This is a genomic window from Spiroplasma endosymbiont of Andrena trimmerana (assembly GCF_964019575.1).
Classification (GTDB): domain Bacteria; phylum Bacillota_I; class Bacilli_A; order Mycoplasmatales; family VBWQ01; genus Spiroplasma_E.
In genome coordinates, this window is record NZ_OZ026455.1 from 897,798 (window position 1) to 918,918 (window position 21,121).

Here is a 21,121-nt window from a genome sequence, read left to right on the forward strand (position 1 = left end):
ATAATGTTTAAGTATAAAAATAAGACAGTTAAGAATAAGTAATTATTTAATTATTATTGTATTACTTTACTAAAAGTAATATTAATATTAATTTTTAAAATTATAGATAGTATTTTATATTTAATAATTAGGTAGTTTAGTTTTTCTTAATTATGTTTTTATATAGAAAAAACCATTATCAATATATAATATCTTTATCTTTAAGATTATTATTGTCTTGATATATTATATTAGGTATAATATAAGAGACTATAAAAATTATAAGAGATTTTATTTTATATAAATTTAATTTATTATTAATATAATAGGGGTGATTATGTGGAGAAAGATAAAGATATTATGAACATTATTAAAAAAGCATTATCAGAAAGTATTTTATCTGTACCAGGTGTTGCCAATATTTATGAAAAAGATAATAATTATGGAATTAAAGTTAACAAGTCTGATTTAGGTTGAATTATTGATATTAATATAGTTTGTTTTTTTAATAATAATATTTGAAATATTATGAATCAAACTCAGAAAAATTTAAAATATATTGTTGAAAAGATTATTAAACATCAAGACTATATAGTACTTAACATTTTTGTTCATGATTTAATTGAAGAATAAAAGAAAATATAAGGTGAAATTAAATGAAAAAAATTGATATTAAAACCTTAAAAGTTATGCTTATTAGCGGTGCTAATAATCTTTATAATCATCATTTTGAAGTTGATAAATTAAATGTTTTCCCAGTACCTGATGGTGATACTGGAACAAATATGAATTTAACAATGATGAATGGTATAAAAGAATTAAATGGCAAAGAATATGATAGTTTAAAAACATTTGCTACTACTTTTTCTCGTGGTTTAATGATGGGTGCGCGTGGTAATTCTGGAGTTATTTTATCTCAAATTTTTCGTGGTTTTTTTCAAACTATAAAAACAAAAGATTTAAAAAATGATTTCATTAGTAATGAGGATTTATTAAAATTTTGAAAAAGTGCGCAAGATTATGCATATCGTGCAGTTATGAAACCAGTAGAAGGTACTATTCTTACTATTATTAAAGATGGTGCTAATTATATTAATGAATTAGAAATAACAGGCAAAGATTCGCTTTATATTTTTGAAAAATTACTAGAAGGAATGAATGAATCATTAAAAAGAACACCTGATTTATTGCCAATTTTAAAAAAAGTAGGAGTTGTTGATTCGGGTGGTGCTGGTTTAGTTTATATTGTTGAAGGTATGGTGTATGGTTTAAAGCATGGTAAAGCTATTTCACCAAAGAAAAAATTAGAACAACAAGATACAGCAAAATTAGAAATGGTTTTAAATCAAGAAAACTTTGGTTATTGTTCAGAAGTTATTGTAAAACTAAATAAAGTTAGTAAGTTAGATTTTAATTTAAGCAAAACACGAACTGATTTAGAAACAATGGATGGTCAATCAATAGTTTTAGTAGATGATGAAGATTTAATCAAAGTTCATGTTCATACTTTAAAACCAGGTCAAATTTTAAATTATTTTCAGAAATTTGGTGAAATTTTAAAAGTAAAAATTGAAAATATGACCGAACAGGCAAAAGCACATACACAAACTATTAAACCAATTCGTAAATTAAATAATAAATTTGCTTTAATTGCTGCTGTTCCTGGTAGAGGAATTGAAACCTTTTTTAGAGATGAATTAAAGGTTAACAATATTATTATGTATTCAAAAAGAATTAATCCATCAACAGATGACTTTTTAAAGGCAATTGAAATTGTCGATGCAAAAAATGTCTTTATTTTGCCAAATGATAGTAATTTATTTTTAGCAGCAGAACAAGCAAGAAAATTAGAAAAAAAATCAAAAGTTTTTGTATTACCTGCTAAAAATATTGCTCAAGGTATGCGTGCCGCTTTAAATTTCAATCCTGAATTAAGTGCAAAAGAAAATAATAAAAATATGTGAAGTGAAATTAAATATGCTGCTTTTGGTTATGTAACAGTTGCTGATCGTGATGTTGAAATAGATGGTATTAAAATTGGAAAAAAACACTTTTTTTCTGCTGTTAGTTTTCGTAATAAAGATGGTAAAGAAAAAATTATTGCTTCAAATGAAAATTTATTTAATGTAATTAAAGTATTGTTTACTAAATTAATTTGAGATGGTGCAGAAATAATTACTATTTTTAAAGGTAAAGGTTATTCAAAAGATCAAATTAATTTTATGAAAAAAATTTTAGATGAAGATTATGATATTGAATATGAAATTGTTGATGGTGATCAAGAAGTTTATAACTTTCTTTTCGTGGTGGAATAATACTATGTTATAATATTGTAGACTCTATTCAAATAGTTAGAAAGGAGAAGATTATGACTAATTTATTATTATCCTCAGTTAATCCAAATGATCCAAAGACTTGATCAACTAGTTTAATTGTTTTAGCAAGCTTATTAGCTATTGTTGGTGTGATTTTGTTTGTTGTTACTATGATTTGATTTTTCACTTGAATTAAGTATTCTTGATTCCATCGTGAAAATAGTGCTAATTTAACTGGTGGCGAGTTATCTCAAAAATATTTAAAAACATACGGTATTAATGCAAAAAGAATAAAATTTAAGGGATTTGGTAATATTAATAGTATTACTGTTGAACCTAGGTTTTTTTATTTAAGGCCATATTTATTTAATAATGGTAATTTTACTTTAAGACTATTACCATGAACTTATCACCGTCGTTCTATTTATACTTTAGCAATGGCAATGGAAAGTACTTGGGCAGTAAGTAGTTCAAATAGTAGTCGTTTTAATACTTTTTGATGAGATTTTTCTCGTAAAATAACATTATTTTTTGTTTTAATTCCTTTTGCACTTGCTATTCTATTTGCTCTTTCACCTGCTAATTCTTGAATTACTTTATCAGCAGCGAGCGCAAATATACTTTCAATTGTTTTATCAATTTTAGGTAGTATTTTATTAATTCTTTTTTCTTCAATGCAAATGATTTTTTATGCTAAATCAAGAAAAGAAATTTGTCAAAATCTTGTTGGTATTTTAAATGAAAAAGAAATACGTGCTATTAGTTGAATTTTCCAAATTAAGTTTATTTATTACTTGATTCGTATGATTTATGAAATATTACAACTTATTTTACGTATTGTGATGTACACACAGCAAAATGAGAAATAATAAAAATTTGTACCTAAATTATAGGTACAAATTTTAAATTTAAAATTATATTAAGTTTTATTGATAAAACATTATTTTCAAAACTTTTATAAAATATTCTATTTTAGTAAGTTTTAAAGTTTTGTTTTTTTAATTTTACATTTAATTACTAAACTAATATTTTTCATTTTCATTTATTATTGTATATTTAAAATTTTATTTTGATAGTTTTAAATTTTAAATATACAATAAAATACACTTATTAATTTAATATATACATATTCATTAGTAATTTTTTGTATATTTATTGCAAAAATATAAAAAAAGGTTTTAAATGTTAACTATGAGAGAGAAAAAAGAATATTTTAAGTTAAGGAGAATACTGAATGCAAAGTAAGTCTGCTATTAATATATATTCAGAAATTAATAAATTAAAAATAGTTTTATTACTTGCTAAAATTTTTATCAGAAATGGTATTGGAGTATTTTATATTAAAAAGTTTGTTGTAATGAGTATTATCCAAGATAAAAAAATATGTTCTTACTTAATCAATCAAATTTTAAAAGAATGGAATTCTAAAAAAGAATATATTATTTCACTAGAAAAATATTTAAAACAACTTTCAGTTCAATAATTTATTAACAAAATAATTACTTGCTGTTAATAAATTTGAGTTAAAAATTAAATATAATAATACATATCCATGTTTATGAAATTACTAATTCTGAATTGTCATGTGGCCAGAGTGTTGCCCATATTGTATATTAATGTTAAATTAAATAAAGATATTAGGAACTGAAAGGAAGAAAACATATCATGGCTATTAATTTAAAAGGCAGAAATTTTATTTGTTTATTAGATTTTACTTCAGAAGAAATTTATTACTTATTAGAATTAGCTGCTACTTTAAAAATTGCAAAACAAAAAGGAATAGAAAAACAGCCATTAAAAGGCTATAGTGTTGCTTTATTATATCGAAAAGATTCATTAAGAACAAGAAGCGCGTTTGAAGTTGCTGCTTGTGATTTAGGAATGCATTCAACATATTTTGATCCAACTAGTAGTAAATTAGGAGTTAAAGAATCAATTATTGATACCGCTAAATTTCTTGGTAGAATTTATAATGGTATTCAATTTCGTGGATATAAACAAACTGATGTTGAAGAATTAGCTGAAAATGCCGGTGTTCCGATATGAAATGGCTTAACTGACTTATATCATCCAACACAAATGCTAGCTGATATTATGACAATTCAAGAGTGTAAAAAAAATAAAGATGTTAAAGGTATTAAATTTGTTTATTTTGGAGATGCTCGTTTTAATATGGCTAATAGTTATATGATTATTAGTGCAAAATTAGGAATGAATTTAGTAATCTGTACTAATAAAAATTTATGACCATATCCTCAACTATTAAAACAATGTCAAGAAATTGCTCAAGAAACGGGTGGTTCTATTATTTTAACAGAAGATTATAAAACAGCAAGTAAAGATGCTGATGTAGTTGCTACTGATGTTTGAACATCTGTATGTGAAGATAAAATTTTATTAAAACAACGAATTAAAGAATTAATGCCATATCAAGTTAATGATGAAAAAATGAAAATTGCAAAATCAGATGTTATATTTTTACATTCTTTACCAAGTTTTCATGATGGTAATACACAAATTACTCAAGATATTGTTAAACAATATGGTGGAACAGGTGAATTAGAAGTTACTGATGAAGTATTTCGATCTTCTGCATCAAAGGTATTTCAACAATCAGAAAATTGTTTACATACTATTAAAGCTGTAATGTTAGCAACTTTGAAAGGATAATATATGAGAGTATATTAATAATGAAAAGAAGCTTTAATTATTTTAATATTTAATAAACTTATTTCCATTAATTAGTTTTTATTATTCTTATTTTAGAATATTAAATATATTAATTAATTGTTTAATAAAATATTAATGTTAGTTTTTATGTTAAGATATTAATAATTAATTTTATTAACTCAAATTAGAAAAATAGGAGTAAATTATGATAAGACAAGAAAGAATATCAGAAGATAGTAGACAACAATTAATATATAATTATCAAGGATTAAATATATGAGAAAAAGTGGGTATTATTGGTAGTGGGTTTTTGCTTAGTACAATACCAGGAATTGGTATAACATATTTATGTAATGAAAAAATTGTTAAAGCACTTGGTAGTAATGAAAATTTATTTTCATTACCAATTCGAATGCTAATTGGTGCTGCTACTAGTTCATTATTAGTATTATTTATTATGGGGCCATTTGTACACAAAAAATTATTTCCTGAATGATATGAAAAGAGAGCAGAAGCAAGGTATATAAATAAAACTATTAGTGAAATTGAAAATTTAAGAAATGATTTTGTAAATATAAATAATAACTGAAATGAAAATAGTACAGTTAGCTTAATGGAAATATTAACAAAATTGAACAATAAAAAAGAAGAATTACAAAATAAAGAAAAACCATTAATGTTTCATTGAGAATTGGAAAGAATGGTAGATAATTTAATTATTGATGTTAATAATCAATTAATTAGATTTGATCCTATTTCAATTAGAGCAATTAATGATATGTTGGATAATTGAGATAATAATTCAGAATTAAATGATAGTAGTCAATCTTTAATTTGTTATTAAAAATGTTATTCTTTTAAATTAAAAAAAGAATAACATTAGTTAATTTATTTAAAAGTTTTTATATGTTATATACTACTTTTTGTGCTAGTTTATTTTTTACTATTTGTGAGTTTTCAGAATTAAGAAACTCATATTTTTTTTCATCTTTTATTTCTTCTATTTCTTCAGGACTTTGTTCTTTAATGTTTGTACTAGTATCAATAATAAAAGAACTTAAATTTTGTTGTGATTGGGTTGGTGTGCTATCATAGTAAATATCAGAAAGTAGCGTTAACGTGTCTGCTTGTCGATCTTCAAATTCTAAAAGACTTGTAGTATCACTTTTTTGATTATTTGTTATGAAAAGACTTGTATATATATTTTCAATTTGTTCAGTTAATTTAATTTTTATTAAAACATTATTGTTATTTTTTAATGATATTGTGCTTATTAAGTTTGTTTCTTTTAATAGTGCTTGTTCTTGATTAAGTTGCAAACCATTTAATAATGGTATTGATTTTCCATATTTTTCTTTAGTTTTTGTTATTCGTTGCTCATAGATTTTCTTGTATTTTTTCAAAAATATGATTGCTTCATTTTTTGTTTTAAAATAATATGGGAGCATACAGATGTTGTCAATAATATTCAAATTTGTCTTTAAATTATAAGTTTAGACGAGAATAATTTAGACTTCAATATGCAATTGTAGTTAATCTTAACACTTCAAAAATATTAGTCAACAATAATACTTACTTTTGTCATTATTTAGTGATAATTTCCTATTAGTTATCGAGTGAAAATTTCCCAAAAGTAAAGTTAAATATACTTGGTGATAAATATGGAAAGAAGCATGACTATGAAAGAAAAATATAAGTTTAATATTATAAATGACATTATTATTAATAAATTATCTAAACATCAAGCTAAGAATAAACTTAACCTAACTATTAGAAGAATTAACCAATTAATTCAAATTTTCAATAGAGAAGGTAAAGTTGGTTTTATTCATAAATCCCGAAATAAAATTTCTAATAAAACAACAAATTTTGAAATCAAAATTAAGATTATAAATTTATATAAAACCAAATATTATAATTTTAATTTTCAACATTTCCATGAGAAATTAAACAATGAAGAAAAAATTAAAATTTCATATAGTACACTTTATACTATATTAATTAAAGAAAAAATTACTTCACCAAAAAGACATAAAAATAAGAAAAATAACTTGCATCCTACAAGAAACCGAAGAACAAATTTTGGTGAATTAATTCAAATGGATGCAAGTAATCATCATTGATTTGGTAAGGATAAACCAAAAGCTTTTTTACATGCTGCAATTGATGATGCTACAGGAAATATTGTCGGACTATGATTTGATCATCAAGAAACATTAGATGGTTATTATAATGTTTTTTATCAAATTTTAACTAAATATGGCATACCAAAAACATTTTATACTGATAATAGAACAGTTTTTGGATATAAAAAACAAATCGATGCTGGCAAAATAAACACGGAAAATGATACTTATACTCAATTCCAAAAGTCTTGTAATGATTTAGGTGTTGAAATTATTAGAACTTCCATTCCACAAGCTAAGGGTAGAATCGAACGCTTATTTGGAACACTTCAAAGTCGCTTAATTAGTGAACTTAGACTTAATAAAATTAAAAATTTAGAAGAAGCTAATCAATTTCTTAAAATATATATAAGTATTTTTAATAAGCAATTTGCCTTACCTATTGATAATAATAAATCTGCTATGATTAAAGCTCCAAACCAAGAAGAAATAAATATTTATCTTTCAAGATTTTCTAAAAGAAAAACGGATAGTGGTTCAACTATAACATATTATGGTAAAAAGTATTTTCCTTATAAAAATAGCAAAGTTCAATACATACAACCTAGAACTGATGTAATTGTACTTAAATCGTTTATTAATGAGTTATATCTTAGTTATAATCATCAAATATATGAATTAAAAGAAATAGCACCAAAACCAATTATCAAAGAAGAGTTGATAAAAACTAAAAAGGTTTATATACCAAATAAAAACCATCCTTGAAGATATGGATACTAATAATACCAAATTAAAATTAGATAAAATTCTTTTTATAAAAGATTATTTTTGTGAATACTTAACTATATAAAATTTTAAATCGTTTGTCGAGCAGCAAATTTGATGCCTTAAAATTGATTTTAAAGATATAAAAAATAAAATTATACACCACCAATAGCACAAGCACCAGAAGCCATTGTTGTAATACCACCAACAACATTACCAATTATGGGAATAGTATTTAAAGCACCATTAACAATAGTTAATGTGTTTTCACAATTTAAATTTGATTTATTTTCTAGATTTAGAAGTCTGTTGTCAAGTTCATTAACTTGTTTTTTTAAAGTTTCAAAATCTGCTTTGATTCCTTGAATATTTTTGTTTAATTCATGTTCAATTAAAGTTGAAATATAACTTCAATCTCTTATATAACCTTTTATTATTTCTTTTTCTTGTCTTTTTCAATTATATAATGCTTGAGGATTAAATGTTTTAGAATTATTGATTGCTTGTGGTAAAGTAGAATTTCATTCATTTATATGTGCAAATCATTGTTTAACTTTTGAATCATTTGCTATAATATTTGAAATTTCATTAAATTTATCTTGTGTTACATAGGTAAAAGTTGGTTTTGTCAAACCATAAGAATAGGGACTAAAAGTACCAACAATTATTTTTTTTCAAAATAGCCAATAAAGTGTGAGTAATTAGATTTATCCAATAAATAAACTTCTGATAATTTAAAATTATGATATTTTTTCTTTATGGCACTTTTAATTTCGTTATCAACGTTATGATTAATTTTTCCTAAATTAATTTTTATATCTTTATTTCAATCTGGAAAATCATTTTCTAAATTATCAAGACGATTATTTGGATAATATTTCTCATCTTCTGTTATTATCTCAAATTGTTTTACCTACTTGTTGTATTTCTTTTCATGTTCATGGAAAAATTGCAGTAATTGAAATATCATTAGAATTATATCGTTGCATCATATCCTCTTTAAATTTTTCGCCAAGTTCTCATGCAGGATTATCTTTTCAATAATGATAATCAGCTATTATTCCTTCAAAAGTTTTTGGTGTAAATGAACAAGTTACTTTACCTCAACTACCCCTTATTTCGTTTTTACCATTTAATGTTCTTTTTAATCGATTTCTGTGTTTTTCATGACGATGTTTATTCATATTTATTTTGCTATTTGTTGTTGGGTTGTTAATAATAAAATCTGTTTGATTATTACTTGCAAAATTTAATTGTTGATTTACTAAATCTAAACTAGTCGTATTTTTTCTAACTCAATTTTTAATATTTGAATTATCAATTGACTTACCATTAATACCTTGTATTTTATTATTTAAAAGTGGAGCAGTTAATACTCACAATTTAAATCAATAACTTGGACTAAAATATTTCATAATTTTGTTCTCCTTTGAAAGTAAATATAAAAATATTTACTTTCAAAACAAAGCAACTTTTATTTGTTAAATTTTACTTCTTTTTTATTTTTTTTGATAAATATTTTTGGGAAATTTTCACTCGATATTGACAGTAAAATAATACTATTTGTCATTATTTAGTGATAATTTCCTATTAGTTATCGAGCAAAAATTTCCCAAAAGTAAAGTTAAATATACTTGGTGATAAATATGGAAAGAAGCATGACTATGAAAGAAAAATATAAGTTTAATATTATAAATGACATTATTATTAATAAATTATCTAAACATCAAGCTAAGAATAAACTTAACCTAACTATTAGAAGAATTAACCAATTAATTCAAATTTTCAATAGAGAAGGTAAAGTTGGTTTTATTCATAAATCCCGAAATAAAATTTCTAATAAAACAACAAATTTTGAAATCAAAATTAAGATTATAAATTTATATAAAACCAAATATTATAATTTTAATTTTCAACATTTCCATGAGAAATTAAACAATGAAGAAAAAATTAAAATTTCATATAGTACACTTTATACTATATTAATTAAAGAAAAAATTACTTCACCAAAAAGACATAAAAATAAGAAAAATAACTTGCATCCTACAAGAAACCGAAGAACAAATTTTGGTGAATTAATTCAAATGGATGCAAGTAATCATCATTGATTTGGTAAGGATAAACCAAAAGCTTTTTTACATGCTGCAATTGATGATGCTACAGGCAATATTGTCGGACTATGATTTGATCATCAAGAAACATTAGATGGTTATTATAATGTTTTTTATCAAATTTTAACTAAATATGGCATACCAAAAACATTTTATACTGATAATAGAACAGTTTTTGGATATAAAAAACAAATCGATGCTGGCAAAATAAACACGGAAAATGATACTTATACTCAATTCCAAAAGTCTTGTAATGATTTAGGTGTTGAAATTATTAGAACTTCCATTCCACAAGCTAAGGGTAGAATCGAACGCTTATTTGGAACACTTCAAAGTCGCTTAATTAGTGAACTTAGACTTAATAAAATTAAAAATTTAGAAGAAGCTAATCAATTTCTTAAAATATATATAAGTATTTTTAATAAGCAATTTGCCTTACCTATTGATAATAATAAATCTGCTATGATTAAAGCTCCAAACCAAGAAGAAATAAATATTTATCTTTCAAGATTTTCTAAAAGAAAAACGGATAGTGGTTCAACTATAACATATTATGGTAAAAAGTATTTTCCTTATAAAAATAGCAAAGTTCAATACATACAACCTAGAACTGATGTAATTGTACTTAAATCGTTTATTAATGAGTTATATCTTAGTAATATATGAATTAAAAGAAATAGCACCAAAACCAATTATCAAAGAAGATTTGATAAAAACTAAAAAGGTTTATATACCAAATAAAAACCATCCTTGAAGATGTGGATACTAATAATACCAAATTAAAATTAGATAAAATTCTTTTTATAAAAGATTATTTTTGTGAATACTTAACTATATAAAATTTTAAATCGTTTGTCGAGCAGCAAATTTGATGCCTTAAAATTGATTTTAAAGATATAAAAAATAAAATTATACACCACCAATAGCACAAGCACCAGAAGCCATTGTTGTAATACCACCAACAACATTACCAATTATGGGAATAGTATTTAAAGCACCATTAACAATAGTTAATGTGTTTTCACAATTTAAATTTGATTTATTTTCTAGATTTAGAAGTCTGTTGTCAAGTTCATTAACTTGTTTTTTTAAAGTTTCAAAATCTGCTTTGATTCCTTGAATATTTTTGTTTAATTCATCTAACTTTAATTCATGTTCAATTAAAGTTGAAATATAACTTCAATCTCTTATATAACCTTTTATTATTTCTTTTTCTTGTCTTTTTCAATTATATAATGCTTGAGGATTAAATGTTTTAGAATTATTGATTGCTTGTGGTAAAGTAGAATTTCATTCATTTATATGTGCAAATCATTGTTTAACTTTTGAATCATTTGCTATAATATTTGAAATTTCATTAAATTTATCTTGTGTTACATAGGTAAAAGTTGGTTTTGTCAAACCATAAGAATAGGGACTAAAAGTACCAACAATTATTTTTTTTCAAAATAGCCAATAAAGTGTGAGTAATTAGATTTATCCAATAAATAAACTTCTGATAATTTAAAATTATGATATTTTTTCTTTATGGCACTTTTAATTTCGTTATCAACGTTATGATTAATTTTTCCTAAATTAATTTTTATATCTTTATTTCAATCTGGAAAATCATTTTCTAAATTATCAAGACGATTATTTGGATAATATTTCTCATCTTCTGTTATTATTCTTACTGATTCAAAATCAAATCAATTAAATGGTTTTTCATAAAGTACAATTTCTATACGTTCTTTTCTAGAACTATCTGTATATACTTTTTCAATTTTTGAAAAATTATCTCAAATTGTTTTACCTACTTGTTGTATTTCTTTTCATGTTCATGGAAAAATTGCAGTAATTGAAATATCATTAGAATTATATCGTTGCATCATATCCTCTTTAAATTTTTCGCCAAGTTCTCATGCAGGATTATCTTTTCAATAATGATAATCAGCTATTATTCCTTCAAAAGTTTTTGGTGTAAATGAACAAGTTACTTTACCTCAACTACCCCTTATTTCGTTTTTACCATTTAATGTTCTTTTTAATCGATTTCTGTGTTTTTCATGACGATGTTTATTCATATTTATTTTGCTATTTGTTGTTGGGTTGTTAATAATAAAATCTGTTTGATTATTACTTGCAAAATTTAATTGTTGATTTACTAAATCTAAACTAGTCGTATTTTTTCTAACTCAATTTTTAATATTTGAATTATCAATTGACTTACCATTAATACCTTGTATTTTATTATTTAAAAGTGGAGCAGTTAATACTCACAATTTAAATCAATAACTTGGACTAAAATATTTCATAATTTTGTTCTCCTTTGAAAGTAAATATTTTTATATTTACTTTCAAAACAAAGCAACTTTTATTTGTTAAATTTTACTTCTTTTTTATTTTTTTTGATAAATATTTTTGGGAAATTTTCACTCGATATTGACACAATAATACTTACTTTTATAACTCAAAAATTCTTATTAAAGTTTTCTTTAATAAGTTTTATTTTATTTTTATTTATTTTTTAAATTTAAGTTTTAATTTATAATAACTGGATAATTGTATTTATTTGATAACATTTAAAATTAACCATTTTTGTATACATATCAATGTTATAAGTTCTATCACCAATCATATGCTTTAAAATTTGTTTAATATTAGTTTCAGTAAAGCAACCAATATTTTCAACTAATGCTTGGTTTAATACACCATCTTTTGCATTAATAAAATAACCAACTTTTAATTTTTTATATTGTAAAGTTAATGATTGTAAAAAATCAATTAATTCATAATATTGACCTTTGGCAAATAAATTTATTGCATTTTGATAGTGTAATTTAGCAATTTGATTTTTTCTTCTTCCTGCCATTATACCAAGAAATAAAACATGAAAAGCATGAAATTTATCTAAAATAAATTTAGCATTTAAAATTGTAGCAGTTTTTCTAATTCATTTTGCACTATCTCCACAAACTATTAAATTTGCTTGGTCAAAGTTTTCAAAAAATAAATTACCATATTTTTCTATTAATTTTGCGGTTTTTTCAGCATCAATTTCTGTTTTTGAAACTCTTATTTTACATACAGCTCTTTTATTAATTAATTTTCCATTTTTCTTTTTACCAGTACACATTACTATTAATCTCATCGAACATTTTTTACAATTTTTAGTATTGCGTTTTTCATTAAACTTAAATTTTCGATGACCATCATCAATATTTACATATAAATTTTGATTTGGTTGTAATGGTATTTTGGGAATATTTGCTTTTGGTAATTCAAATTTTTGATATGTTCTACAAACTTACTATTACTTATTAAATCTTCAATAAAAGTATCACAAACATCACGATACTTTTTACCATCAGCAAAATATTTTAAAATTTGTTTAATAACGTTAGGTGCAAGTTTACTATATTTTTTAACACCAAGATAATTATCTAATAATGATACATACTCCATTTTTTGTGTTTTTGTGTTATAATGTGTACAAATACGTCGTTTATAAGTTAATAAACCTTTTTTTGCTTTTAATTTTCGTTGTCTAAATCTATATGATTTATATTCAGATTTATCACATATACTTCATAAATAATCATCTATTTTTGCAAATAATTCTTCTGTTTGTTTTAAACTTAATTCATCTTGATTAAAATCATGTTTGTCTCAATCAAAATGATTTGCGAATGGTAATATAAACATTTTTAATGTTCCTTTCTAATTTTTGTTTGTTAATAATTTAAGTTTAATTTTTTTTAAAAAATAAGGAGTAAATATGGCTTTTATTAGTAGTTATGGACAATTAAATAAAAAATATAATCTTAATTTTAGTGATAATAATTATGGTTTTAGTTGAGATATTTTTAAAGAATTTGTTGGTGATGAATGAGCAGAATATTTTACTACTAATTGTTTTTATCGTTTTGTTCCAACAGCACGTGGAACAAGAAAAACTTGAAACTGTTTAGCATTTGATTTATTTATATGTTGTAATTTTAGAGATAGTAGTGTTCAAGAAGTAAGAAGATATGAAAATACTCATAGTGAAACTACAATTGGTGCTTTAATGAATGTTTGTCAAGTTTTAATTAGATACATATAATATTAATTTATTACCTAATAATCCACATGGCATTAAATGAAAAATTACTAAGGATGGGGGATGTATTATCTTTCCAAGTAATCAACAAATTGACTTTATTGGTTATGCTAATGGTAATAAGATTTTTGGAAAAGAAGCAGGTGGGTCAAGTTTTTTAGGTTCAAGAACAGATGAAATTATTATGGCAGAAGAAAAAGAAACATTAACTGAAAAACAATTAACATATCGATATGAACGTTTACAAAACTCTATGTTTAGAAATAATCGTATTAAAGTATCAAATAAACCTATTAAAGAGTGAAGTTGAACATTTATTGATAAAAATATATATAGTTCTACCTTTGGACAAAAGATTACTCGTTATTTTTATAAAAGTTTTTTCATTACTTTTACATGTAATCCTTATGATAAATATCATCCATTTTATTTAAAATACTGTACACCATTTTTACCATTAAATGATGAAGTCATGAAAAATCTTAAAAAAGTTGGTAAAGTTTATTATGAAAATAAAGATATGTTTAGTGGTTTAGGTTTATTTGTTTTAAGATTTACTATTCAACCATTTTGAAATAAATTACCTGACATTCAACAAAGAACATTATTAGAAATGGAAAAAAGTAATCCAGATGAATATAATACTGTTTATTATGGTTTTGAATTTTTAGATAGCGATGCAACAATTTTCCCATTTCAAAAAACAGTAAAATATTGACAATCATATGATTTAAAACAATTTTATAATCAAGAAAAAGAAATGTATAAATTTGATTTTTATAGTGTTGGTATTGATTGAGCTACGGGACCAAAAGACCATACTGTATTTATGGTAGTTGGTTTTAAAGAATATAATAATACTGGTTATTATGATGCTTATATTATTTGTGAATTAGTAGTTACACCAAATGACTTTATAAATGAAAATGAAAAAATTAATGCTTATGTTAATGAAATTTTAGGATTAATGGATAATTTTGAAAATTTTGAACAAGCAATTTATTTTTATGATGATAAAGCACGAACTGCCATTGATTGATTAAATCAAAAATTAATCGATGAACATAATACTATTCTAATAACACAAACTGCTATTAAACATGCTTCAAATTTAAATCAAGAAGCAGGATTAACTAATAGAGTGGTTTGAATGAGAAATATTATGAGTTATGGAAATTTTTATGCAAATAAAGATGATTTACCAAAAACAACTCAATGTTTAGAAGAATTACGTTATGATGAAACAAAAACTAATATTCCTGACAAAAATATGTATCAAGACCCATATGATGCTTTGTTTTATTCACTGTATCCATATAAAAATGTAATTAGGGGTAAAAATAATGCTACTGTGAAAAAAAGTATCTTCACATTTGCTATATAATAAACAAATACAATTCAATTAATAGTATAGGTATCAAAAAATAAAAACCTTTAATTTAGGCGTTATTTTGCTTTTAAAAGCATACTTGTAAAAATAATCAAAAATAGTATAATTTATAAGTAAAATCAAGGAAAAAAGGAGTAATTTAATATGAAAACATGAATAAAAACAAATTTAAGTAAAATAACATTAGCATTAGCACTAACTGGTGCTACAACCGGAACAATAGGATTAATCATGGGGGGGTGCTTACCCATGAAAATACTAAACTTAAATATTATTTAACACCAGATGGAAAAGCAATATATGGAACAAGTATTATATGATGAAATAAAGCAATAAGCCCCAATAAAACAGAATTATATTTTGCATGAAAACCTACTAATAAAGAAGACGTAAAATGAGATGGAAATTATACTACTGGATATTTTAGTAATTAAATTTCTAGATTTATATAAGAAATATTTTTATTATATTTATCAAATAAATTAATATTTTGTAAGTTTATTTCTTGTTTATCAGTAATTAAAATTAAATCATAATTACCAGCACCAAATATTCCACTAATTTCAATTCGATTTAAGTTATTAATCGGATTTTCAATTTGCAATTCAAATTCGTTATTATTATTATCAATTTGTGAAATTTCTTTATAAAATTCTAATTTTGAAAATAACTGAAATTTATTTGAACCATATAAATTTAAAGAATTTTCAATTTTACTTTTATCAATAACTACTCTTGTAAAATATTTTCCATATTCACCATTACCTAATGTTCAATCTGCTGGGATTAGTGACGGTATATTATTAGTTTCTAATTCATTTGTAATAGATAATCAATTAAATTGATTATCATCTAATTTAAATAATTCATTTTGACTAATATCAATATTTTTTAATTTAATATTATTGATATCTATAAAATCAAAATATGCAGATTTTAATGTTACTTTTGCATCTTTAAAATTTCAAACTTCACCACTATTTGTATGTATAGGATTTGATTTTAATTCGAAATAATATGGTAATAAAATTTTATTATCATCATTTAAACCTTTATTAATTGACATATTTGAATAAATATTATGTGATAACATAATTATTAATTGTTTAAATATTTTTACTTGCTCTAAGTTAATATAATTTGGATAATCTAATTTTCATTGTTTGAATAAATTAGTAATAACATCATCGGGTTTTTGTCCTTCAAATTTTTGTCTTAATTCTGCTATTTTATTTTTAGGATTTCCATTTTCATATATAGCACCATCAAAGTTTCTATTATAATTATATGTATAAGTTAGCATATCTAATAATACTTTTTGTAAACTATCAACTGGTGGTTTATCTTTTATTTCTAATTCAACATCTTTAAATTCATCATTTGTAGCAATACTTGTATATGTTGTACCTAATGCATCATGAATTTTTCATACTTCTTTATCTTTCAGTTCTCGTTTTTCTTTTAATGGTCATTGTCCAAAATCATGAGAACTTATAAAATAACCTAATCAAGCATTAGTTACTCTGGCATTATTAATAATTTCTTTTCTTGTTTCTCTACCACCACCAATAGCAATTAAATCTAAAACTGATTTTTCTTGCCCTATAAATTGTTTTGCTAATTTTCAAGGTAAAATTTGTTCACTAAATCATTGTTGTAATATTCTAACTTTTGGTTGAGTTTCAATAGGCATTGATAATAGCGGAAATGCTATCTTATCTTTGACAAATAACTTTGGGTATACTTCCATATTATCAACTTCACCAAGTACCTTTATATTGCCAAAAATCATGCTTCTGGGTGATTTAATTTTTAAACCAATTACTTTTGTGTCTTTATCTAATGGTTTTTGTAATTTAATAATGATTGGATAACCATATCTTGTTTTAAAATCTTTAATTTTAATAATAGTAATACTTTTAGTACTTCTTGTTTTTGGATTTTGATAAGGTTGTGAATAATTATTAATGATATATAAATTATCAATATTATTTTCAGTTAAAGGTTCATTAATAGATACAGCATATAATTTAAATTGATTTAATAAATTTATTTCTTGGAATATTAAGTTTTTAATATCAGTCATACTATATTCAATAGTATTATCATTAATATTAGTACTTGCTCTTTGATTTAATTGCATAGTAAAATCAGATGTTTCAACAGCAGTAGTTGTTAATACTTTATCAATATCAATAAAACCTATTTTAATAGTATTTGCTGAAAATTTTAAACTATTATTTTCATTATTTTTAAATAAACGTTCAATTTCATAAATATAAATTGTTCTTTTTTTAAATTCATCATATGCTCTATTAATATCAGGGTCACTAGTAGCACCCATCATATTTGTAAAATCATAAGGAATATTATCAATTAAATAATCATTTTCTACTTCTGTTTGATTAAGTTTAGTTTGTTTCTGTGGAAACTTCGTTTGTGCTTTGTTGTTGTTTTCCATTGTTTTCTCCTATTAATTGGTTATTTTCGGGATTAAATAATTTTAATTTAACTGTTAAGTTATTAATTTCTTGTTCATCATTAATATTAAATGTTTTACTATTTAATAAATCTTTATCTAAACGTACTAATATTTGAATAAATTTAAGAATATCAATATTAAATTGTCATAATTTTTGTTCAATATAATTAATAGTTGAAATATTTACTGCTGTACTTTCGGGAACTGATTGTTGTGCAGATTTTTTTTGACTTGGTATATGAATACCACAACGTTTAAATATTTCATTAACATTTCAATCGTATATATCAGTTAAATTTTTACCTTTAAAATTACTACTTGTCATATTGATATTTTCACTTTTTTCATTATTATCACCAGTAGTTTTTCAAATATAATTGTTAGTAACTAATATTCTTACGGCTTCATCCATTGTAGATTTAGCATTACCATAAGTTTGGTCAAAAATAAATTTTGGTGAGTTTAAAATAGTATCTAAAACAATTTGTTCATAAATAACATCTAATGCTTTAATTTTATCCATTACTTTATTACAATCTGCTAACTCATTTGCTTTATTTCTCATAATTGCTATTGGAATATAATTGATATTTAATGTTTGTTCTTGTTGTAAATTAGGATTATTACTATATTGTTTAAAAGGTAAAGGAAATTGTTTTTTATTATCACTAATACTATAAATTGCACGATTAATAGTTACTTGTTCATTATTTAATTTATAAACTTCAAATAATCTTACTGTTTGTGCATTTTGTTGATAACTATCATAAAAAATAGTACATTGAATTAATTTACCAGTAATATCATAAATTCTTTGCTGTATATCTACTACTTGAAAATATAAATCATCATTAGCAATATAAATTAAATAACCACTAATTCCTAATTTGCTTAATTTAAAAATAGAATTTCAATTCTTTCTATAAAATTCTTGTTTAATTAAATATTGTTTAATAGTTTCATTATTAATATCCAATGGAGCATTATATAAATTAGCATTATTTTCAGCAACAAAATCAGTAAAATAAGTCTCATGATTAAAATCATTAAAACCAAAATAACTTAAAATAGAAGTGTGTGTACTTTTATTTTCTAAAAAAATTAATTTAGATTTTTCTTCATTATTATTAATATTTGTTTTATCTTTTCTTGGTCAAAAAGGTTTCATTTTTTTCTCCTTTCTAAAATATTTGATTAATTTTTAAGACAATTTTTACTATAATAAATATAATTAAACCAGCAACAGCAGAAGATAATAAAACTCCAATTAAACTTAAAATAATTTTTATAATTTTTCAAATCATAATTTTATTCCTGTAATTCTTCTAATTTTCATGTATTACCTTTATCGCTACCTTTTAAAGAATAAATAGTAATAAATTTTGAGTGTTGTACTGATAAAACTAAGACATTAGTATTATTGTTAAAAACTTCTATTGGTACACCTGCTATTTTTGTATTAGTTATAATAAATTCTTTAATTGCAAAAACATTATTATATATATTTCAAGAATAATAAACTTTATATCTTTTATTAACTATAAAATCATAAGTAATTTGTCAATTATCTCATTTATTTTTTTCTCTTATTCCTACTTCTTTTCAAATTGAACTACTTGGAGGAATTGGTTGTGGTTGTGGTTGTTTTTTGATAATTTCATTAATAGCACCAGCAACAGTTTTATCAGTAGTTTCTAAATTAGGAATTTCAGTACCAATAGTATTTATAGAAAAAGCATATTTGAATTGGTCTTTATCCATTTTATTGTCTAATTTTTTATCTACTTCTTCTTTTTTATAATAATCAGTTAAATCAGTTTTCCCGCAAGTAGCACTAATTTTATTATTTTCATCAATTTTAATATTTTCACCAGCAATTAACTTATCTTGTTTTTTATCTAATAATTGATTTGTTTCTAGTTTTGTATAATAATCATGTTCAGTATTTTCTTCTGCTATAAATTCAGTTGGTGTATCTATTCCTTGATATTGATATATTTCTTCTATATCACCAATTAAATTAATTTTTCCAAGTTCAGGATAAGAATTACCACCACCACTAAATTGTTTCTTTTTATTGTTATAGTAAATAGTTCCAATATTTTAAATATTTTTATTTTGTATTTGTTCTCCATAAGTCATGGAATCAACATTTAACAATTCAAATTCGTTAAAAACATTATTTAAATAAATTTTAATTACTTTATAAAATTTCATAAAGTTATTTTCTGTTGAATATTGATAACTGATTTTAATAAAATATCATTTAAATATTTCTATATTATTATTTTCAACTTTTTTTCATAAGGGACTAGTTTCAATATTAAATCAATTATTTTTAACATCATTAATATTTTCGTTTGTTTTAATTAATTCACTATTTAATTTGGTAATTTCATTTTCATTTGTAGTAATTCGTTTTTGTTGTTTAGCAGAAAAATCACAAGTTGGTGCATGTGTATAATCACCAATTTGTGGATTGTTTTGTAAAACATCAGGTGGTAATGTTCCAATTTCATTAGGTCAATCTAAAATCATAGTTTCAGTTTTTGGATCATATTCTGTTGCAACATAACCTTTATTTATTAAATTTGTAACTGGTCCCCTATATGTTTCATTTTTATTACCATTAATGGTATCATCATATAATTTTATTTGCTTTGATAATGTAAATTCTTTTTGTTCTTGAATTAATTCATTAACTTGGTTTCTAGTATAAAATGCTTTTAAGTCAATTTTTTCAACATCTATTTCATCATTATTATAATTTGAAAATATTTGTTTTAATTCTGTTAATCTTGCTCATATTTTCATTCTACTAGGTGCTAAATCTCAAATATTAATCGTAGGAGTACTACTTGCACTAAATTGATTACCATTATTAAATTGAATAGTAGCATCAACATTAAATTCAATTGGTGTACGATTAAATACTCAATGTTCAACCATAACATAAACCATATCTCTTAAAGTTTCTTTAATTAATTCATCTTTAAAACTATCAAAAGGAAATTTAGATAAAATAAAATCAAGATAAGCATTAATATCATTTTGAGCACGAATAGCAAATGTTTTAAATCAATCATCAACATTTGGTCATGTATTTATATATTGTCGTGGTGTTTCTGTAATTGTTCCAGTTAATGGATATCAGTTATTATAATTTTCTAAACTGACACCAGTTCAAAGTTTATTAATCATA

Annotated in this window: 23 protein-coding genes and 1 pseudogene; 12 read left to right on the top strand and 12 right to left on the bottom strand. The window is 22.9% G+C overall.

The window, feature by feature from the left end; genetic code table 4:
- The first annotated feature begins 318 nt into the window (after window positions 1-318).
- The 6 genes from AACL03_RS05235 to AACL03_RS05260 all read left to right on the top strand — a co-directional run bounded on the left by AACL03_RS05235 (window position 319) and on the right by AACL03_RS05260 (window position 5,808).
- Window positions 319-612 carry a hypothetical protein gene (locus AACL03_RS05235; RefSeq protein WP_174481144.1) on the top strand — a complete coding sequence of 98 codons (294 nt, stop codon included), beginning with the start codon at window positions 319-321 and terminating at the stop codon, window positions 610-612.
- A gap of 23 nt (window positions 613-635) precedes the next feature.
- Window positions 636-2,294 carry a DAK2 domain-containing protein gene (locus AACL03_RS05240; RefSeq protein ID WP_339039713.1) on the top strand — a complete coding sequence of 553 codons (1,659 nt, stop codon included), beginning with the start codon at window positions 636-638 and terminating at the stop codon, window positions 2,292-2,294.
- Window positions 2,295-2,347: 53 nt separating this feature from the next.
- Window positions 2,348-3,163 carry a hypothetical protein gene (locus tag AACL03_RS05245; RefSeq protein WP_338959007.1) on the top strand — a complete coding sequence of 272 codons (816 nt, stop codon included), beginning with the start codon at window positions 2,348-2,350 and terminating at the stop codon, window positions 3,161-3,163.
- A 365-nt stretch (window positions 3,164-3,528) separates the two neighbouring features.
- Complete coding sequence (locus tag AACL03_RS05250; protein ID WP_174481147.1) at window positions 3,529-3,777, top strand: hypothetical protein; 249 nt, start codon at window positions 3,529-3,531, stop codon at window positions 3,775-3,777.
- A gap of 182 nt (window positions 3,778-3,959) precedes the next feature.
- A complete protein-coding gene (gene argF / locus AACL03_RS05255; RefSeq protein ID WP_339039716.1) occupies window positions 3,960-4,964 on the top strand; it encodes an ornithine carbamoyltransferase in 1,005 nt (334 codons plus the stop codon).
- Between the two features lie 205 nt (window positions 4,965-5,169).
- Window positions 5,170-5,808 (top strand): hypothetical protein, encoded by a 639-nt coding sequence (locus AACL03_RS05260; protein WP_339039718.1) that lies wholly within the window; start codon window positions 5,170-5,172, stop codon window positions 5,806-5,808.
- Window positions 5,809-5,866: 58 nt separating this feature from the next.
- Here the strand turns inward: AACL03_RS05260 and AACL03_RS05265 are convergent, their stop codons facing one another.
- Window positions 5,867-6,367: a hypothetical protein gene (locus tag AACL03_RS05265; protein WP_339039720.1), complete on the bottom strand. Its 501-nt coding sequence runs from the start codon at window positions 6,365-6,367 to the stop codon at window positions 5,867-5,869.
- A 258-nt stretch (window positions 6,368-6,625) separates the two neighbouring features.
- Between AACL03_RS05265 and AACL03_RS05270 the strand changes: the two genes are divergently transcribed.
- On the top strand, window positions 6,626-7,870 hold the full coding sequence (locus tag AACL03_RS05270; protein WP_339038837.1) for an ISNCY family transposase: 1,245 nt from the start codon (window positions 6,626-6,628) through the stop codon (window positions 7,868-7,870).
- 140 nt (window positions 7,871-8,010) lie between these two features.
- Here the strand turns inward: AACL03_RS05270 and AACL03_RS05275 are convergent, their stop codons facing one another.
- Window positions 8,011-8,487, bottom strand: a complete 477-nt coding sequence (locus AACL03_RS05275) for a hypothetical protein (RefSeq protein WP_339038835.1) — start codon at window positions 8,485-8,487, stop codon at window positions 8,011-8,013.
- A gap of 231 nt (window positions 8,488-8,718) precedes the next feature.
- Window positions 8,719-9,270, bottom strand: coding sequence for a hypothetical protein (locus tag AACL03_RS05280; RefSeq protein WP_339038839.1), 552 nt, complete (start codon window positions 9,268-9,270; stop codon window positions 8,719-8,721).
- 231 nt (window positions 9,271-9,501) lie between these two features.
- Here AACL03_RS05280 and AACL03_RS05285 point away from each other — a divergent pair.
- Window positions 9,502-10,735: pseudogene (locus tag AACL03_RS05285) on the top strand (ISNCY family transposase).
- Between the two features lie 140 nt (window positions 10,736-10,875).
- On the opposite strand, the gene AACL03_RS05290 reads toward AACL03_RS05285, so the two are convergent.
- From AACL03_RS05290 to AACL03_RS05305, 4 genes are all read right to left on the bottom strand, one after another.
- Entirely contained in the window at window positions 10,876-11,367 is a 492-nt protein-coding gene (locus AACL03_RS05290; protein ID WP_338980346.1) for a hypothetical protein, read from the bottom strand.
- Window positions 11,368-11,399: 32 nt separating this feature from the next.
- Window positions 11,400-12,260 carry a hypothetical protein gene (locus AACL03_RS05295; protein ID WP_339038780.1) on the bottom strand — a complete coding sequence of 287 codons (861 nt, stop codon included), beginning with the start codon at window positions 12,258-12,260 and terminating at the stop codon, window positions 11,400-11,402.
- 230 nt (window positions 12,261-12,490) lie between these two features.
- Window positions 12,491-13,096 carry a hypothetical protein gene (locus AACL03_RS05300; protein ID WP_339039724.1) on the bottom strand — a complete coding sequence of 202 codons (606 nt, stop codon included), beginning with the start codon at window positions 13,094-13,096 and terminating at the stop codon, window positions 12,491-12,493.
- Between the two features lie 71 nt (window positions 13,097-13,167).
- Window positions 13,168-13,650, bottom strand: coding sequence for a hypothetical protein (locus AACL03_RS05305; protein WP_339039726.1), 483 nt, complete (start codon window positions 13,648-13,650; stop codon window positions 13,168-13,170).
- A gap of 73 nt (window positions 13,651-13,723) precedes the next feature.
- Between AACL03_RS05305 and AACL03_RS05310 the strand changes: the two genes are divergently transcribed.
- From AACL03_RS05310 to AACL03_RS05325, 4 genes are all read left to right on the top strand, one after another.
- Entirely contained in the window at window positions 13,724-14,050 is a 327-nt protein-coding gene (locus AACL03_RS05310) for a hypothetical protein (protein ID WP_339039728.1), read from the top strand.
- A 181-nt stretch (window positions 14,051-14,231) separates the two neighbouring features.
- Complete coding sequence (locus tag AACL03_RS05315) at window positions 14,232-15,431, top strand: hypothetical protein (RefSeq protein ID WP_339039729.1); 1,200 nt, start codon at window positions 14,232-14,234, stop codon at window positions 15,429-15,431.
- Window positions 15,432-15,581: 150 nt separating this feature from the next.
- The gene (locus tag AACL03_RS05320) at window positions 15,582-15,716 is read left to right on the top strand and encodes a hypothetical protein (protein ID WP_338957848.1); all 135 of its coding nucleotides are present in this window, start codon (window positions 15,582-15,584) and stop codon (window positions 15,714-15,716) included.
- Window positions 15,677-15,871, top strand: a complete 195-nt coding sequence (locus tag AACL03_RS05325; RefSeq protein WP_338957845.1) for a hypothetical protein — start codon at window positions 15,677-15,679, stop codon at window positions 15,869-15,871. Before AACL03_RS05320 ends, AACL03_RS05325 begins: the two co-directional genes overlap by 40 nt.
- Here AACL03_RS05325 and AACL03_RS05330 read toward each other — a convergent pair.
- From AACL03_RS05330 to AACL03_RS05350, 5 genes are all read right to left on the bottom strand, one after another.
- Window positions 15,868-17,898 carry a hypothetical protein gene (locus AACL03_RS05330; protein ID WP_339039731.1) on the bottom strand — a complete coding sequence of 677 codons (2,031 nt, stop codon included), beginning with the start codon at window positions 17,896-17,898 and terminating at the stop codon, window positions 15,868-15,870. The two genes, AACL03_RS05325 and AACL03_RS05330, sit on opposite strands and share 4 nt — an antisense overlap.
- Window positions 17,849-19,087 (bottom strand): hypothetical protein, encoded by a 1,239-nt coding sequence (locus AACL03_RS05335; protein ID WP_338958832.1) that lies wholly within the window; start codon window positions 19,085-19,087, stop codon window positions 17,849-17,851. The genes AACL03_RS05330 and AACL03_RS05335 overlap by 50 nt, the downstream gene beginning before the upstream one ends.
- A 13-nt stretch (window positions 19,088-19,100) precedes the next feature.
- Window positions 19,101-19,223 (bottom strand): hypothetical protein, encoded by a 123-nt coding sequence (locus AACL03_RS05340; RefSeq protein WP_338957828.1) that lies wholly within the window; start codon window positions 19,221-19,223, stop codon window positions 19,101-19,103.
- Between the two features lie 4 nt (window positions 19,224-19,227).
- Window positions 19,228-19,680, bottom strand: coding sequence for a hypothetical protein (locus AACL03_RS05345; protein ID WP_339039734.1), 453 nt, complete (start codon window positions 19,678-19,680; stop codon window positions 19,228-19,230).
- A 342-nt stretch (window positions 19,681-20,022) separates the two neighbouring features.
- Window positions 20,023-21,120 (bottom strand): hypothetical protein, encoded by a 1,098-nt coding sequence (locus AACL03_RS05350; protein ID WP_339039736.1) that lies wholly within the window; start codon window positions 21,118-21,120, stop codon window positions 20,023-20,025.
- Between the last annotated feature and the right edge of the window lies 1 nt (window position 21,121).